The organism is Streptomyces sp. enrichment culture, assembly GCF_964272895.1.
In the GTDB taxonomy this organism is placed as follows: Bacteria; Actinomycetota; Actinomycetes; order Streptomycetales; family Streptomycetaceae; genus Streptomyces.
Map to the genome: position 1 here is coordinate 1,913,420 of NZ_OZ186832.1, position 15,708 is coordinate 1,929,127.

The 15,708-nt window shown below is 71.7% G+C and carries 12 protein-coding genes and 2 pseudogenes; 10 read left to right on the forward strand and 4 right to left on the reverse strand.

What is annotated here, in order from left to right; translation table 11 throughout:
* The first annotated feature begins 188 nt into the window (after positions 1-188).
* From ACSU6M_RS08680 to ACSU6M_RS08705, 6 genes are all read left to right on the forward strand, one after another.
* A complete protein-coding gene (locus tag ACSU6M_RS08680) occupies positions 189-1,259 on the forward strand; it encodes a substrate-binding domain-containing protein (protein WP_437068454.1) in 1,071 nt (356 codons plus the stop codon).
* Between the two features lie 47 nt (positions 1,260-1,306).
* Positions 1,307-3,097: a glycoside hydrolase family 35 protein gene (locus ACSU6M_RS08685; RefSeq protein WP_437068455.1), complete on the forward strand. Its 1,791-nt coding sequence runs from the start codon at positions 1,307-1,309 to the stop codon at positions 3,095-3,097.
* 124 nt (positions 3,098-3,221) lie between these two features.
* On the forward strand, positions 3,222-4,538 hold the full coding sequence (locus ACSU6M_RS08690; RefSeq protein WP_437068457.1) for an ABC transporter substrate-binding protein: 1,317 nt from the start codon (positions 3,222-3,224) through the stop codon (positions 4,536-4,538).
* Positions 4,539-4,830: 292 nt separating this feature from the next.
* Positions 4,831-5,751, forward strand: a complete 921-nt coding sequence (locus tag ACSU6M_RS08695) for a carbohydrate ABC transporter permease (protein ID WP_437068459.1) — start codon at positions 4,831-4,833, stop codon at positions 5,749-5,751.
* Between the two features lie 2 nt (positions 5,752-5,753).
* Positions 5,754-6,668 (forward strand): carbohydrate ABC transporter permease, encoded by a 915-nt coding sequence (locus ACSU6M_RS08700; protein ID WP_437068461.1) that lies wholly within the window; start codon positions 5,754-5,756, stop codon positions 6,666-6,668.
* A 38-nt stretch (positions 6,669-6,706) separates the two neighbouring features.
* Complete coding sequence (locus ACSU6M_RS08705; protein WP_437075052.1) at positions 6,707-7,687, forward strand: hydroxyacid dehydrogenase; 981 nt, start codon at positions 6,707-6,709, stop codon at positions 7,685-7,687.
* Positions 7,688-7,750: 63 nt separating this feature from the next.
* Here the strand turns inward: ACSU6M_RS08705 and ACSU6M_RS08710 are convergent, their stop codons facing one another.
* Positions 7,751-8,662, reverse strand: coding sequence for an SDR family oxidoreductase (locus ACSU6M_RS08710; protein ID WP_437068463.1), 912 nt, complete (start codon positions 8,660-8,662; stop codon positions 7,751-7,753).
* A gap of 65 nt (positions 8,663-8,727) precedes the next feature.
* The gene (locus tag ACSU6M_RS08715) at positions 8,728-9,504 is read right to left on the reverse strand and encodes an SDR family oxidoreductase (RefSeq protein ID WP_437068465.1); all 777 of its coding nucleotides are present in this window, start codon (positions 9,502-9,504) and stop codon (positions 8,728-8,730) included.
* Positions 9,505-9,602: 98 nt separating this feature from the next.
* Between ACSU6M_RS08715 and ACSU6M_RS08720 the strand changes: the two are divergent.
* The 4 genes and pseudogenes from ACSU6M_RS08720 to ACSU6M_RS08735 form a co-directional block, all read left to right on the forward strand.
* Positions 9,603-10,334 (forward strand): annotated as a pseudogene (locus ACSU6M_RS08720) (enoyl-CoA hydratase family protein); the annotation flags it as partial.
* Positions 10,335-10,803: 469 nt separating this feature from the next.
* Positions 10,804-11,616, forward strand: a pseudogene (locus ACSU6M_RS08725) (CoA transferase subunit A); the annotation flags it as partial.
* Positions 11,617-11,838: 222 nt separating this feature from the next.
* Positions 11,839-12,525, forward strand: a complete 687-nt coding sequence (locus ACSU6M_RS08730) for a CoA-transferase subunit beta (RefSeq protein ID WP_437075054.1) — start codon at positions 11,839-11,841, stop codon at positions 12,523-12,525.
* Positions 12,525-13,574 carry an NAD(P)H-dependent flavin oxidoreductase gene (locus ACSU6M_RS08735; RefSeq protein ID WP_437068466.1) on the forward strand — a complete coding sequence of 350 codons (1,050 nt, stop codon included), beginning with the start codon at positions 12,525-12,527 and terminating at the stop codon, positions 13,572-13,574. Before ACSU6M_RS08730 ends, ACSU6M_RS08735 begins: the two co-directional genes overlap by 1 nt.
* Before the next feature lie 90 nt (positions 13,575-13,664).
* Here the strand turns inward: ACSU6M_RS08735 and ACSU6M_RS08740 are convergent, their stop codons facing one another.
* The gene (locus tag ACSU6M_RS08740; protein ID WP_437068467.1) at positions 13,665-14,822 is read right to left on the reverse strand and encodes an acetyl-CoA C-acetyltransferase; all 1,158 of its coding nucleotides are present in this window, start codon (positions 14,820-14,822) and stop codon (positions 13,665-13,667) included.
* 170 nt (positions 14,823-14,992) lie between these two features.
* Positions 14,993-15,604 carry a TetR/AcrR family transcriptional regulator gene (locus ACSU6M_RS08745; protein ID WP_437075055.1) on the reverse strand — a complete coding sequence of 204 codons (612 nt, stop codon included), beginning with the start codon at positions 15,602-15,604 and terminating at the stop codon, positions 14,993-14,995.
* Positions 15,605-15,708: the final 104 nt, after the last annotated feature.

Below are 15,708 nucleotides of genomic sequence, written 5' to 3' on the forward strand. Positions count from 1 at the left end.
TGCGTCGTCGGGCCCGATTCCGCGCTAGGGTGAGCGGTTTCTAACACAAGCGCACACAGTGCAGCAATGAAGTGTGCGTTCCGCGCTCGAATTGATTGTTCGAGCATAAACGTTCACATTCGATCAGATGGGCACTAGACTCCAGGTCAGCCCGGACGACGACCGATGACGAGGGGAGCCCGGTCACCGTGCATGCCGAGGAAAGGCACCTGGAGATCCTCCACAGGGTGCGCGAGCGGGGATCGATCAGGGTCACCGATGTGGCCACGGAGCTCAATGTCTCACCGATCACGATCCGCCGTGATGTGGAGGCGCTGGCCGAACGCGGGTTGGTCACCCGAGTGCACGGGGGCGCGGTCCTGCCGGAGAACCGGCCGGAGCGGGCGGGCACGACGGAGCGCGGAGCCCCGTCGACCCGGATGCCGGGGCGGGAGTTCGTGGTCGGTCTGATCGTGCCGGCCGCCGACTACTACTACCCCGAGGTGATCAAGGGCGCCCGCGAGGCCGCGGCCGAGCGCGGTATCCGCCTGGTGCTGGGCATCTCCCAGTACAGCCCCGACGAGGAACGCGCCCAGGCGCGGCAGATGCTGACCGACGGCATCGACGGCCTGCTGATCACGCCGTGCGGCCCGGAGGGCACCCGCGACTGGCCGGCTGCGGAGCTCAAGGTCCCGTACGTCCTGGTCGAGCGGCGCCCCGACCACGACACCGGCGCCGAGCGGGTGGTCACCGACCATGCGCACGGAGCCCGGATCGCCGTACGCCATCTGGCCGACACCGACCGGATCCTGATCGGTCTGCTGCTGCGCGAGGACAGCCCGCACAGTTCGCTCGTCCTGGAGGGCTACCGGGCCGGACTCGCCGACGCCGGTCTTCCGGTCAACGACAACGCCCTGTTCCGGCTGCCGCCGCCGGGCGGTGACGCGGCCGAACGCGAGCGCGTGCTGGCCGAGTTCACCGAGACCGTCGCGGGCGGGCGGATGGAGGGCGCGCTCGTGCACAACGACCACGACGCCATCGTCGTCCTCCAGCGGCTGCGCTCGCGCGGCATCCAGGTGCCCGAGGACATGGCGATCGTCGCCTACGACGACGAGGTCGCCGCGCTGGCCGACATCCCCCTGACCGCGGTCGCGCCGCCCAAGCACGCGGTGGGCGCGGCGGCCGTGGAGCTGCTCGCGCAGCGCCTCGCCGACCCCGCGCGGCCCCGGCACCGCGTCGAGATCCTGCCGGAGCTGCATGTGCGCGCGTCCAGCGCGTAGCCGTACCGCTCCACCGACATCCCGGCTCCCCGACTGGAGAGACCCTCATGTTCGAGATATCGCCCGAGGGTTTCTCCCTCGGCGGCCGTCCGCTGCGCCTGCTCTCGGGCGCCCTGCACTACTTCCGGGTGCTGCCCGAGCAGTGGCCGCACCGGTTGCGGCAGTTGCGGGCCATGGGCCTGAACACGGTCGAGACGTACATCCCGTGGAATCTGCACGAACCACGCCCCGGTGTCTTCGACTTCGCGGGAATCGCCGACATTGATCGTTTTCTGCACGCATCACGGGAAGCGGGCTTGCACGCGATCGTTCGTCCATCCCCGTACATCTGCGCGGAGTGGGACAACGGCGGCCTGCCGTGGTGGCTGCTCACCGATCCCCAGGTGAAGGCGCTGCGCTGCTCCGATCCGGCGTATCTGGCGCATGTGGACCGCTGGTACGACCGGCTGGTGCCGCTGCTGGCCGAGCACCAGGCCACTCGGGGCGGAAACGTGCTCATGGTGCAGGTGGAGAACGAATACGGCTCGTTCGGCTGCGACACCGCGCATCTGGAGCACCTGGCGGACTCGCTGCGTTCGCGCGGAATCGACGTGCCGATGTTCACCTCGGACGGTCCGGACGACTTCTTCCTGACCGGCGGCACCCTTCCGGGCACCCTGGCGACGGTGAACTTCGGCAGCAGGGCGACGGAGGCGTTCGCGTCGCTCGCCCGGCTGCGGCCCAAGGATCCGCCGATGTGCATGGAGTTCTGGTGCGGGTGGTTCGACCACTGGGGCACCGAACACGTCGTCCGCGATCCGCGCGACGCCGCCGACACGCTCGCCGAGATCCTGCGGTCGGGGGCGTCGGTCAACGTCTACATGGCCCACGGCGGCACGAACTTCTCCACCTGGGCGGGCGCCAACACCGAGGACCCGGCGACCGGCGAGCGCTACCGGCCGACGGTGACCTCCTACGACTACGACGCCCCCATCGACGAGCGCGGGGCGCCGACGGAGAAGTTCCACGCCTTCCGTGAGGTGCTGGCCGCGTACGCGGACGGCCCGCTGCCCGAACCGGAGCCCGCCGCCGCGCTGCTGCCGCCGACGCGGGTGCACCTCGGCGAGGCACTGCCGCTGTTCGACGCGCTGGACGCGCTGGCCGGCCCGGAGCGTACGGCCCCGCAGCCGCCGTCCTTCGAGGAGCTCGGCATCGGACAGGGCCTCGCGCTCTACACCTCGCGCGTGCCCGGACCCCGGGGCCCTTACCCGCTGTCGGTGCAGGGGCTGGCCGACCGGGCGCATGTCTACGTCGAGGGCGCGTACGCGGGTGTGCTGGAGCGGGACGGCGTCGAGGCGATCGCGGACGTGACCGTGCCGGACGTGGGGGCGCGGCTGGAGCTGCTGGTGGAGTCCATGGGCCGGGTCAACTACGGGACGGCGCTGGGCGAGAGCAAGGGCGTGCGGCGCGTGCTGCACACCCAGCAGCAGGTGCACGGCTGGCGGGCGCGGCCGGTGCCGCTCGGGCACGGGACGACCGAGCGGCTCGACTGGGGGCTCGCGGGTGCCGCCGGGCAGCGGCCGGGCGGGCGGGGGCCGGTGTTCCTGCGTGGGTTCCTGGAGGTGGCCGAGCCGGGTGACGCCTACCTGGCGCTGCCGGGCGGCGGCAAGGGCTATGTGTGGGTCAACGGCTTCTGTCTGGGCCGGTACTGGGAGACGCGCGGCCCGCAGCGCGCGCTGTATCTTCCCTGGCCGCTGCTGCGCGCGGGGCGCAACGAGGTCGTGGTCCTGGAACTGGACGCCGACGCGGGGACGGTACCGGTGACGGTTCAGACGCGGGAACGACAGGAGCTGGGCTGACAGATGTTCGTTTCCCTGGAGCGATCCCAGGGAAACGAACACTGCACGATCGTTTGTGGCGCTTTCGCTGATTGATTGTTCGTTCCTATTGACTCTGATCGGTCCTGAGCGAAAGATGTGCGCCATGAAGCCCTCCTCCCTCGCTCTCGCCGCCGCGCTCGCGGGCCTCTCCCTCCTCGCCACCGCCTGCGGCTCCGATGGTTCCGACGACGCCCAGGCGGGCACCGGCACCGCCGGCAACCCCGTCGAGATCACGTACTGGTCCTGGATGCCCGGCACCAAGGAGATGGCCGCCGAGTTCAACAGAACCCACCGGAACATCAAGGTCTCGTTCTCCGAGATCCCGGCCGGCCTCAACGGCGGCTACGACAAGCTCGCCAAGGCGGTCAAGGCGGGCAACGCGCCGGACGTCGTCAACGTCGAGTACCAGGCGCTGCCCGACCTGGTCACCCAGGGCCTGCTGCGCGACTCCTCCACCGAGTTCGCCGGTCCGGTCGAGGAATACGCGCCCGATTCCGTGCGCGACCTGGTCACGCTCGGCGGCAAGAGCTGGGCCGCCCCCTACGACGTCGGCCCGCAGACGCTCTACTACCGCAAGGACCTGTTCCGGCGGTACGGCGTCCAGGTGCCCACGACGTGGGAGGAGTTCGAGGCCGCGGCCCGCAAGGTGAAGACCGCGTCCAAGGGCAAGGCCCGCATCCTCGACTTCTGGGGCGACGACACCGCCATCTGGGCGGGCCTCGCCCAGCAGGCCGGCGCCCGCTGGTACGGCGTCTCCGGGGACGCCTGGAAGGTGAACATCGCCGACCCGGCCACCAAGAAGGTCGCCGACTACTGGAAGAACCTGGTCCGCGACGACCTGGTGCTCAACCACAAGGCATGGAGCCCCGAGGCCACCAAGGCCGTCACCGACTCCAGGGCCATCGCCCTGATCGGCGCCTCCTGGAGCGCGGGCGGCATCAAGACGACGTACCCCGGGCAGGCCGGCAAGTGGGCCGAGGCGCCCCTGCCGCACTGGGGCACACCCGCCACGGGCGCCGTCGGAGGATCCTCCTTCGCACTGACCAAGGACACGAAGAAGGCCGCGGCCGCCGCCGAGTTCGCGCTGTGGGCGACCACCGACAAGGCCGCCGTCAGCTCGCGGCTCGCCGCCGGCACCTCCAGCGGCCTGCCCGCCGCCGAGGAACTGCGCGCCACCGCCAAGGAGTCCTTCGACGCGTCCTTCTTCGGCGGCCAGGACATCTACGCCGTCGCGGGCGCCGAAGTGCCGAAGATCGCCGCGGGCTGGGTGTGGAGCCCCGTGCACAACTCGACCACGCTCACCCTGCAGAGCGAGTTCGGCAAGGTGGCCAAGAGCGGTGACTTCTGGGCGGCGTTCCAGGCCGGCCAGCGCGCCGCCGAGAAGGCGATCACCGACCGCGGGCTCAAGCTCGCGGAGTGACCGCCCGGCGCGGGGACCCGCGACGCGCACACCGTCGCCACGCGCAGCACGAGCACCGTCCGTAACGCACACCGCGAAAACCCGTCGCCGTGCGCAGCACGAACACCGTCGTCACGCGCAGCACGAAGACCGTCGCCACGCGCGGCACGAACACTGTCGCAACGCACACCGCGAACACCGTCGCCATGCGCACCGCGAACACCACCCCCACGCCCTCGGCGTCCCCGCGCCCCTCCGAGCGCCCCGCCCCTCCCCCGCGGCCGGGCCGCACCGGCCCCAAGGAGTTCCACCCATGGCACAGTCGACAGCCCCCGCGCCGAGCCGCCTCGGGCGCGGCCGGCGCGCCGCACCCGCCCTCTTCCTCGCCCCCTTCCTGCTGCTCTTCGCCGCCACCCTGCTGGCCCCCATCGGCTACGCGGTCTGGATGAGCCTCTTCCGCGAACAGGCCGCCTCCGGGCTCGGCTTCGGTGGCACCGAGACCCTCTTCGTCGGCTTCGACAACTACCTGCGGGCCGTGGACGATCCAGGTTTCCGACGGGGTTTTGTTCATATCGCGCTGTATTGCGCGATCTACATCCCGGTGATGGTCGGCGGTGCGCTCGCGCTGGCGCTGATGCTGGATTCGGCACTCGCACGCGCGAGACGGTTCTTCCAGCTGGCGTACTTCCTGCCGCACGCGGTGCCCGGTCTGATCGCGGCCATGGTGTGGGGCTTTCTGTACACGCCGGGCCTGAGTCCCGTGATCGATTTCCTGTCCGTGTTCGGTTCGGACTGGGATCTGCTCGGACCTGATGCGGTGATCTTCTCGATGGCCAATGCGGCCACCTGGCAGTGGCTCGGCTACAACATGGTCATCTTCTACGCGGCGCTCCAGGCCGTTCCGCGCGAGACGCTGGAGGCTGCCGTGATGGACGGCGCGGGCGGGCTGCGCACGGCGTGGTCGGTGAAGGTCCCGATGATCCGCTCGTCGGTGGTGCTGACCGTGCTGTTCACCGCCGTGGGTTCGATCCAGCTGTTCAACGAACCCGAGGTGCTGCGCACGCGCGCGTCCTCGATCTCTCCGGAGTGGAGTCCGGTGATGTTCATCTACCAGGCCGCGTTCACCGAGCACGACTACGGCCTGGCGGCAGCGGCCTCGCTGTTGCTGGCGGTGCTGGGCGCCGCGCTGTCCTTCGTCATCACCCGTCTGGGCAACCGCTGGAAGGAGGCGTGAGCATGGCCGTCGACACCGCCCCGAGGGCGACTCGCCCACCCGCGCCCGCACCGGCCGAGGCGGGGCTCCCCCGCCGCACGGGCACCGGCTGGTCCTCGCGGATCGCCGTCAACACCCTGCTGGCCGTGGTCGCGGTGTACACCTTGATGCCGCTGAGCTGGCTGCTGGTGAACGCCACGAAGGACAACGGCGATCTGTTCGGCCGACCGGGTTTCCGGCTCGGTGAGTTCCATCTGTTCGCGAACATCGCGGATCTTTTCAGCTACCAGGACGGCATCTTCGGCCGCTGGCTCGCCAACAGCCTGCTCTACTCCGGGGTGGGGGCGCTCGCGTCCACGCTGGTGTCGCTGCTGGCCGGGTACGCCTTCGCCACGTACGACTTCAGGGGCAAGGAGAAGCTGTACGGGCTGGTGCTGCTCGGCATCCTGGTGCCGCACACGGTGGTGTCGCTGCCGATGTATCTGCTGGCCTCGGAGGCGGGGCTGGTGAACACCTACTGGGCGGTGCTGATCCCGGGCTTGGTCAATCCGTTCGGTGTGTACCTCGCGCGGGTGTTCTGCGAGGGCTATGTGCCGGGCGAGACGCTGGAGGCGGCCCGTATGGACGGAGCCGGCGAACTGCGCGTTTTCCGCTCAGTCGCGCTGCCGATGCTGTCCCCCGCGTTCGTCACGATCTTCTTGTTCACTTTCACCGGTAGCTGGAACAATTTCTTCCTGCCGCTCGTCATGCTCAATGACTCGTCCCTGTACCCGGTCGGCCTCGGCTTGTTCGGCTGGAACGCGATCCTGCCGCAGGAGCCGCAGCTGTACGCGCTCGTCATCACGGGCTCGCTGCTGTCCGTCGTCCCGCTCGCCGTCGCCTTCCTCACGCTGCAGCGCCACTGGCGCTCCGGCCTGACCGCGGGAGCCGTCAAGTGACCTCTCCTTCCGTCCGCCGTCCGACCACCGTCCTCGCCATGGACGCGCCCGTGCGCGAGGCCCTCTTCGACACCGCCGCGCTCGAACGCCTGATCGCCGTCGCCGACACCGACCCTTCGCTGGTCGTACAGGACTTCAGCGATCCGGTGGCGGCCGAGGCCCTGGCCGGGGCGGAGGCGCTGCTGACCGGCTGGGGCTGCCCGCCGCTGACCGCCGAGGCGCTGGAGCGTATGCCCAGGCTGCGTACGGTCGTGCACGCGGCCGGCTCGGTCAAGCACCACATCACCGACGCCTGCTGGGAGCGGGGCCTGACGGTCGCCTCCGCGGCGCGGGCGAACGCGCTGCCGGTGGCCGAGTACACGGTCGCCGCGATCCTCTTCTCCGGCAAGCGAGTCCTGCACTCCGCGCGCGTGTACCGCGAAAAACGATCCTGGGTGAGCCCGCTCGACGTGATCGGCGCGGGCGGCAACCACCAGCGCACCGTGGGTGTCGTCGGCGCCTCACGGATCGGCCGCCGGGTCATCGAACTGCTGCGGCCGTACGACCTGAGGGTGCTGCTGTACGACCCGTACGTCGACGCCGAGCAGGCGGCCGCCCTGGGCGCACAGGCCGTCTCCCTGGACGTCCTGGCGCGTTCGAGCGACATCGTCACCGTCCACGCGCCGGAACTCCCCGAGACCCGGCATCTGTTCGATCGCGCGCGGCTCGCCCTGCTGCCGGACGGGGCGACGCTGATCAACACCTCCCGCGGCTCCCTCGTCGACACCGCGGCGCTGACCGAGGAACTGCTCACCGGCCGCCTCAACGCGGTGCTCGACGTCACCGATCCGGAGGTGCTTCCCGCCACGTCCCCGCTCTACGACCTGCCCAACGTCCTGCTCACCCCGCATGTCGCCGGTTCACTGGGCAACGAGCTGCCGCGGATGGCACACGCCGCCCTGGACGAACTCGAACGGTACGCGCGCGGTGTGCCGTATCTGGACCCGGTCCGCGCGGAGGATCTGACGCGCTCGGCGTGAGCGCCGGCCGTGCGGGCCGATCCGCGCACGGCCCCGGTGACAGCGCGCGGACCGCCGTACCGGCTAGCCCTCGGCCCCGTAGACCGGCCACGGCCGCTCGGCGGCCGACAGCAGTTCGCGGGCCCTCTCCCCCGCCTCCGCCGGGGTCCACCGCGCCGCCTTGTCCGCGGTGGGCCCCGGCCGCCAGCCCTCCATGACGGTGATCCGCCCGCCCTCGGCCTCGAACACCCGCCCGGTCACCCCGGCGCTGGCGGCCGAGCCCAGCCAGACGACGAGCGGGGAGACGTTCTCGGGCGCCATGGCGTCGAATCCGGACGCCGGTGCCGCCATGGCGTCGGCGAAGGTGCGCTCCGTCATCCGGGTGCGGGCGGCCGGTGCGACGGCGTTGACCTGGACGCCGTATCGGCCGAGTTCGGCCGCCGCGACGAGGGTCAGCCCCACGATCCCGGCCTTCGCGGCGCTGTAGTTCCCCTGTCCGACCGATCCGGCGAGCCCGGCCCCGCTGGCCGTGTTGACGATCCGCGCGACGGGCGTACGTCCCGCCTTCGCCTCCGCCCGCCAGTACGCGCCCGCGTGCTTCAGCGGCAGGAAGTGCCCCTTGAGGTGGACGCGTACGACGGCGTCCCAGTCGTCCTCGTCCAGGTTGACCAGCATCCGGTCGCGCAGGAAGCCCGCGTTGTTGACCAGGGTGTCCAGCCGTCCGTACGTGTCCAGGGCGCAGCGCACCAGGGAGGCGGCGCCCTCGCTGGTGGCGATGTCCCCGGCGTGCGCGACGGCCGCGCCGCCCGCGGCCCGGATCTCGGCGGCGACCCGGTCGGCCGGGCTGCCGGAGCCGGGACTGCCGTCGAGGCGGACGCCGAGGTCGTTGACGACGACCCGCGCGCCCTCGGCGGCGAAGGCGAGCGCGTGGGCCCGGCCGAGCCCACGGCCGGCGCCGGTGATCGCGACGATCCGGCCCTCGCAGATTCCGCTCACGTCGGTGCCCTCCCTTTCCGTACCGGCAGGTTCGGCCCGCGTGTCCGTGTCTCTCTCTTCGCCGCTCATGTCCGTCCCGGCCTCCTTCGCCCCACGTCGTCCCGCTCGCCGGATGTCGCCGCGGCCAGGAACGCGGGCCGCTCCCCGCCCCCGTGGACGAGCAGGGAGGCGCCCGTGATGTACGCGGCGGCCGGGGAGGCGAGGAAGACGGCGGCGGTGCCCACGTCGGAGGGTTCGGCCAGGCGTCCGAGGGGGACGGTGCGGGCGACGGCGGCGACACCGGCCTCGTCGCCGTAGTGCAGAGAGGACTGCTCGGTGCGGACCATGCCGACGACCAGGGTGTTGACGCGGACATCGGGCGCCCACTCCACGGCCATCGAGCGGGCGAGACTCTCCAGGCCCGCCTTGGCCGCCCCGTAGGCCGCCGAGCCGGGCGAGGGGCGGCTGCCGCTGACACTTCCGATCATCACGATCGAGCCGCGGGTCCGGCGCAGTCGGCCGTACGCCGCGAGCGAGGCGGTCAGCGGTGCGAGGAGGTTCAGTTCGACGACCCGGGCGTGCCGTTCGGGTTCCGCGTCGGTCAGGAGCCGGTGAGGAGTCCCGCCCGCGTTGTTGACGAGGACGTCGAGGCGGGGCAGCGCCGCGAAGAAGGAGTGCACGGCGGTCGTGTCACGCAGGTCGAGCGGGCGGAACGCGACTCCCTGGATCGGGACTTGGGGAGGGCGTCGGGCACAGACCACGACCTCGGCCCCGGCCTGCGCGAACGCTCTCGCGATCCCGGCGCCGACGCCTCTGGTGCCGCCGGTGATGACGGCGGTCCTGCCTCGCAGCGAGTTATCCACAGGCTCTCCCACTCGGTTGCGCCGGCTGCTAGCTTCGAAGCGTCACCTAACAAATGTTTGGTGGAAAGGTGTCGAGTGCGAAGGTAGCTGATGTGCCGATGGGTGTCTCCACATCGAGCCCGGAAATCGGGATCCGTGTCATCACGGTCGACTTCCCGCCGGTGAACGCGCTGCCGGTGGCCGGCTGGTTCGCCCTGGCCGACGCGGTGCGGGCGGCCGGCCGTGACCCGGAGGCGCGGTGCGTGGTGCTGGCCGCCGCGGGGCGGGGGTTCAACGCGGGCGTGGACATCAAGGAGATACAGGCGCAGGGCCGCAGCGCGCTCATCGGGGCCAACCGGGGCTGCTTCGCCGCCTTTTCGGCGGTGTACGAGTGCGAGGTCCCCGTGGTGGCGGCGGTACGGGGCTTCTGTCTGGGCGGGGGGATCGGGCTGGCCGGGAACGCGGACGCGATCGTGGCGAGCGAGGACGCCGTCTTCGGGCTTCCCGAGCTGGACCGGGGAGCGCTGGGTGCGGCCACGCATCTGGCCCGGCTCGTCCCGCAGCACCTGATGCGCGCCCTGTACTTCACCTCGCGCACGGCGACCGCGGCGGAGCTGCACGCGCACGGGTCGGTGTGGCGGGTGGTGCCGGGGGACGAACTGGAAGGGGCGGCCATGGAGTTGGCCGGTGAGATCGCCGCGAAGGACGGCGAGTTGCTGCGGCTGGCCAAGGCAGCGATCAACGGCATCGATCCGGTGGACGTGCACCGCAGCTACCGCTTCGAGCAGGGCTTCACCTTCGAGGCGAGCGTGAGCGGAGTGGGCGACCGGGTCAGGGACGGCTTCGGGAGGGGGTGGGGGAGGTCTGAGCGGGGGCGGGGGGCGGACGCGTCAGCGCCCGCGCAAGGGCCGGGGACCAGCGCATCGGCGCCTGCGCAAGGGCCGGGAACCACCACCCCAGCGCCCGCACAAGGGCCAGGGACCAGCACCTCAGCGCCCGCACAAGGGCCGGGAACCACCACCTCAGCGCCCGCACAAGGGCCGGGAACCACCACCCCAGCGCCCGCACAAGGGCCGGGAACCACCACCCCAGCGCCCGCACAAGGGCCGGGAACCACCACCCCAGCGCCCGCACAAGGGCCGGGAACCGCCGCCTTGACGCCCGCGCACCGGACCGCCGCCGCGGCCACCCAAGAGTCGCGCGCCGATGCCTCCGCGCCTGCGCAAAGTCCACGCACCGACGCACCGGCACCGGCACCGGCACCGGCACCGGCACCGGCACCGAAAGCAACGTCCCGAGCACGGGAAGGGCGGTGACCGAGTGAGCGACAAGACGATGACCGCCGAGGAGGCCGTCTCCCGGCTGGCCGACGGCATGACCCTGGGCATCGGCGGCTGGGGTTCGCGCCGCAAGCCGATGGCGTTGGTGCGGGCGCTGCTCCGGTCCGGGGTCACCGACCTCACGGTGGTCTCGTGCGGCGGCCCGGACGTGGGGATGCTCGTCGCCGCCGGACGGGTCCGCAGACTGGTCGCGCCCTTCGTCACGCTCGACTCCATCGCGCTGGAGCCGCACTACCGGGCCGCCCGCGAGCGCGGCGCCCTGGAGCTGACGGAGATCGACGAGGCGATGTTCCTGTGGGGCCTGCGCGCGGCCGCGTACCGGCTCCCCTTCCTCCCGGTGCGCGCCGGACCCGGCTCCGATGTGATGCGGGTCAATCCGGGCCTGCGCACGGTGGACTCGCCCTACGAGGACGGGGAGACGTGCGTCGCGGTGCCCGCCCTGCGGTTGGACGCGGCCCTGGTCCACGTCAACCGGGCGGACCGTCAGGGAAATGGCCAGTATCTGGGGCCCGACCCGTACTTCGACGACCTCTTCTGCGAGGCGGCCGACGCGGCGTACGTCTCCTGCGAACGGATCGTGGACACGGCGGAGTTGACGCAGCAGGCCGCGCCCCAGACCCTCCTGATCGGGCGGCACACGGTCACGGGCGTGGTCGAGGCCCCGAACGGCGCGCACTTCACGTCCTGCGCCCCGGACTACGGCCGGGACGAGGCCGCGCAGAGGGCGTACGCGACGACACCATGGCCGGAATTCGCCGAGCACTACCTCGCAGGGGACGAGCGCGATCTCCGGGGCGGACCGACAGACGGTCCCAGCCCGACCAGCGCCCTCCGCCGTACAGCTCCCCAACCCGCCGCCACGGCCGCACAAGCCCCCGCGCCCGGCGAGGCAGAACGCCTCGGGGAGGCAGAACCCCTCGGGGAGGCAGAACCCCTCGGGGAGGCAGAACCCCTCGGGGAGGCAGAACCCCTCGGCGAGGCCACCGCGCCCCCCACCCGTGCCGAGTACTGCGTCATCGCCTGCGCGGAGGCGTGGCGGGGCGCGGGGGAAGTCCTCGCGAGCCCCATGGGGCTGATCCCGTCCGTCGGTGCGCGTCTGGCCCGGCTCACGTTCGCTCCCGATCTGCTGCTGACCGACGGGGAGGCGATGCTCGTCCGCGCGGACGGCACGGTGGAGGGCTGGCTGCCCTACCGGCGGCATCTGACCCTGCTCATGGGCGGCTGGCGGCACGTGATGATGGGGGCGAGCCAGATCGACCGCTTCGGCAACCAGAACATCTCCTGCATCGGCGACTGGGAGAAGCCGCGACGGCAGCTGCTCGGTGTGCGCGGGGCGCCCGTCAACACCCTGAACAACTCGACGAGTTACTGGATCCCACGGCACTCTCGACGGGTGTTCGTCGAGCAGGTCGACATGGTGTGCGGAGTGGGCTACGACCGCGCCGGCGGCGCCCGCCACCACCGCATCGCGCGGGTCGTCACCGACCTGGGCGTCTTCGACTTCGCGACCCCCGACCGCTCGATGCGCCTGGCCTCTCTGCACCCCGGAGTCGGCGTCGAAGAGGTCCAGGAGGCGACCGGCTTCGCGCTGACGGTCCCGGAGCAGGTGCCGTACACCCGTGACCCGACGCCCGAGGAGCTGCGCCTGATCCGCGAGGTGATCGATCCGGGGAACAGCCGGGCGAGGGAGGTCGACCGCTGATGGAGACGGCACTGACGAGGCTGGTCGGCGTCCGGTACCCGCTCGTGCAGACCGGCATGGGATGGGTGGCGGGCCCCCGTCTGGTCTCCGCGACGGCGAACGCGGGTGCGCTCGGGATCCTGGCCTCCGCGACCATGGGCGTCGACCGGCTGCGCGAGGCGATACGGGAGGTCAAATCCCGTACGGACGCGCCGTTCGGGGTCAACCTGCGCGCGGACGCCGCCGACGCGGGCGACCGGGTCCGGGTGATCGTCGAGGAGGGGGTGCGCGTCGCCTCGTTCGCCCTCGCGCCCTCCCCGGAACTGATCGCCGAGCTCAAGGGGGCCGGGGTGGTGGTGATCCCGACCGTCGGGGCCCGCCGGCATGCCGAGAAGGTCGCGGCCTGGGGTGCGGACGCGGTGATCGTGCAGGGCGGTGAGGGCGGCGGTCACACCGGCGAGGTGGCGACGACGGTGCTGCTGCCGCAGGTGGTGGACGCCGTGCGGATCCCGGTCGTGGCGGCGGGCGGCTTCTTCGACGGGCGGGGGCTGGTCGCCGCGCTGGCGTACGGGGCGGCGGGGGTGGCGATGGGAACGAGGTTCCTGCTGACGTCGGACTCCACCGTGCCGGACACGGTGAAGGCGCGGTATCTGGCGGCGACGGTCCGGGACGTCACGGTCACCACGGCGGTGGACGGCCTGCCGCACCGCATGCTCCGCACCGACCTGGTCGAGACGCTGGAGCACTCCGGGCGCACGCGGGCCCTGTTGCGCGCGGTGCGTCACGCGGCCGCTTTCCGGCGGCTGTCGGGGCTGTCCTGGCTCCGGATGATCCAGGACGGCCGGGCGCTCAGACACGGCAGGGACCTGACCTGGAGCCAGGTGCTGCTCGCCGCGAACACGCCGATGCTGCTCAAGGCGTCCATGGTGGACGGCCGTACCGACCTGGGGGTGATGGCGTCCGGTCAGGTCGCCGGGGTGATCGACGACCTGCCGTCGTGCGCGGAACTGGTGGAACGGATCATGAAGGAGGCCGAGGTGATACGGGACCGGCTCATGGCCTCACGCTGACCAGCCCGTCACTGCCCACCGCCCACTGCCCACCGCCCACCACCCCCGCCCACCGCCCACCGCCACGGGCAACGGGCGACGCGCCCGTCCTCACAGCCTCTCGATGATCGTCACGTTCGCCTGGCCGCCGCCCTCGCACATCGTCTGGAGCCCATAACGCCCGCCCGTGCGCTCCAGTTCGTGCAACAGGGTCGTCATCAGCCGCACCCCCGTGGCGCCCAGGGGATGGCCGAGGGCGATGGCACCGCCGTTGACGTTGACCTTGTCGGGATCCGCGCCGGTCTCCTTGAGCCAGGCGAGGACGACCGGTGCGAATGCCTCGTTGATCTCGACGAGGTCGATGGCGTCGATGGTCATGCCGGTCTTCTTCAGGGCGTGCGCGGTGGCGGGTATGGGCGCGGTGAGCATACGGATGGGGTCCTCGCCGCGTACCGAGAGATGGTGGACCCGGGCGCGCGGCCGCAGCCCGTGCTCGCGTACCGCCCGCTCGGAGGCGAGCAGCATGGCGGCGGCGCCGTCGGAGACCTGGGAGGAGCAGGCGGCGGTGATGGTGCCGCCGTCGACGACCGGCTTCAGCGCGGCCATCTTGTCGAGGGAGGTGTCCCGGCGCGGCCCCTCGTCGGCCACGACGGCCCCGTAGGGCACGAGCTCGCGGTCGAAGCGGCCCTCGTCGATCGCGCGCACCGCCCGCTGGTGCGACCGCAGCGCGAACTCCTCCTGCGCGCGCCGGCCGATGCCCCACTTGGCGGCGATCATCTCGGCGCCGGCGAACTGGTTCACGGGCTGGGAGCCGTATCGCGCGCGCCAGCCCTCGCTGCCGGCGAAGGGTCCTTGGGTGAGGCCGAGCGGTTCGGCGGCCTGCCGGGTGGCGAAGGCGATGGGGATCATGGACATGTTCTGGACGCCGCCGGCGACGACCAGGTCCTGGGTCCCGGACAGTACGGCCTGCGCCGCGAAGTGCACGGCCTGCTGGGAGGAGCCGCACTGCCGGTCCACGGTCACGCCGGGGACCTCCTCGGGCAGCCCGGCCGCGAGCCAGCTGGTCCTGGCGATGTCCCCGGCCTGCGGGCCGACCGCGTCCAGACAGCCGAGGACGACGTCGTCGACGGCCGCCGGGTCGACGCCCGAGCGTTCTATCAGCGCGCGCAGCGCATGGGCGCCGAGGTCGGCGGGGTGGACACCGCTCAGCCCTCCCCCGCGCCGCCCGACGGGCGTACGGACCGCTTCGACGATGTATGCCTCGGCCATGGCGACTCCCCTCAGCTGATCTCCCCGAAGCTCCCCGAAGCTCCAAAGCTCCCCGAACCTCCGAAGCTCCCTGAACCCCGAAGTTCCGTGAACCTCCCGGAACTCGTCGGAACTCGAAACTCGTCAGAACTCGGAACTCGTCGGAACTCACGGAAAGACCGCATCAACGGCTATGTACGTACGGCGATCCCGTCCAGCACCATCGACAGGTACTGCCGGGCGATCTCCTCCGGGCTGTGGTGTCCGCCCGGCCGGTACCAGGACGCGGCGACCCACACCGTGTCCCGGACGAACCGGTAGGTGAGCCGGACGTCGAGATCGGAGCGGAAGACCCGGTCCGCGACGCCGCGCTCCAGCGTGGCCAGCCACGCCTCCTCGAATCGGCGCTGGGACTCGGCGAGGAACGCGAACCGCTCCTGCGCCACCAGCTGTCTGCTCTCCTTCTGGTAGATCGCGACGGCGGCGCGGTGCCGGTCGATCTCCCGGAACGACTCGGTGACCAGTGCTTCAAGGGTCTCCCGCGGTCCGAGCCCGGCGCCCAGGACGGCGTCGTAGCCGCCCCACAGTTCGTCGAGGAAGGTGCGCAGGATCTCCTCCAGCATCGACTCCTTGGAGTCGAAGTGGTAGTAGAGGCTGCCCGCGAGCATCCCCGCGTGGTCGGCGATCTTGCGGACGGTGGTGGCGTTGTAGCCCTGCTCGGCGAAGACGTCGGCGGCGATGTCGAGGAGTTCGCGGCGGCGGGCGGCGGCCGGGGCGGAGCCACCCGCGGTCCGGCCGGCCACGGGCTTGCCCACCGCGCCCTTACCGGCCGCAGGCTTGCCCACCGCACCCTTACCGGCCACAGGCTTGCCCGCACCGCCACCGGCCGCGGACGTCCCCGCGCTCT

Excerpts from the sequence above, each read along its gene's own strand:
- ACSU6M_RS08735 (WP_437068466.1), top strand. The coding sequence starts at position 12,525 with ATGGAGACGGCACTGACGAGGCTGGTCGGCGTCCGGTACCCGCTCGTG.
- ACSU6M_RS08705 (WP_437075052.1), top strand. The coding sequence starts at position 6,707 with ATGGACGCGCCCGTGCGCGAGGCCCTCTTCGACACCGCCGCGCTCGAA.
- ACSU6M_RS08695 (WP_437068459.1), top strand. The coding sequence starts at position 4,831 with ATGGCACAGTCGACAGCCCCCGCGCCGAGCCGCCTCGGGCGCGGCCGG.
- ACSU6M_RS08740 (WP_437068467.1), bottom strand. The coding sequence starts at position 14,822 with ATGGCCGAGGCATACATCGTCGAAGCGGTCCGTACGCCCGTCGGGCGG.
- ACSU6M_RS08685 (WP_437068455.1), top strand. The coding sequence starts at position 1,307 with ATGTTCGAGATATCGCCCGAGGGTTTCTCCCTCGGCGGCCGTCCGCTG.
- ACSU6M_RS08700 (WP_437068461.1), top strand. The coding sequence starts at position 5,754 with ATGGCCGTCGACACCGCCCCGAGGGCGACTCGCCCACCCGCGCCCGCA.
- ACSU6M_RS08690 (WP_437068457.1), top strand. The coding sequence starts at position 3,222 with ATGAAGCCCTCCTCCCTCGCTCTCGCCGCCGCGCTCGCGGGCCTCTCC.